Source organism: Vibrio sp. S12_S33 (assembly GCF_963889785.1).
Taxonomy (GTDB): domain Bacteria; phylum Pseudomonadota; class Gammaproteobacteria; order Enterobacterales; family Vibrionaceae; genus Vibrio; species Vibrio aestuarianus.
In genome coordinates this window covers 1-251 of the sequence record NZ_CAWPQZ010000389.1, presented here as the reverse complement: position 1 = coordinate 251, position 251 = coordinate 1, and the positions used below count along the sequence as shown (strand labels likewise).

Here is a 251-nt window from a genome sequence, read left to right as displayed (position 1 = left end):
AATACAGAAAACCACGGGTTTACCCGTGGATGAATGCCTTTGGAGACGGTACGATAGCTAAATGCAATATTATACCTCGTCCCATAGTGTTTATTACACTAAATATCACATAGTTTGGGTGACTAAGGGCGTTGTTGCCTAAATCAGTTGAACCTTTTCCAAGTCCTGCGATCTGATCCTTTGTGATGGTAAGAGCGGTGATGACATGGGGAAAACGAAAAAGAAGATAACTAACTGGGCGGAGTACAATA

At 41.8% G+C, this 251-nt stretch carries 1 protein-coding gene; it reads right to left on the bottom strand.

All coding sequences use genetic code 11. The features are described 5' to 3' along the window. Window positions 1-19: 19 nt before the first annotated feature. A partial coding sequence (locus tag AACW06_RS20555; protein ID WP_238336793.1) for a hypothetical protein occupies window positions 20-251 on the bottom strand: 232 nt, incomplete at its 5' end.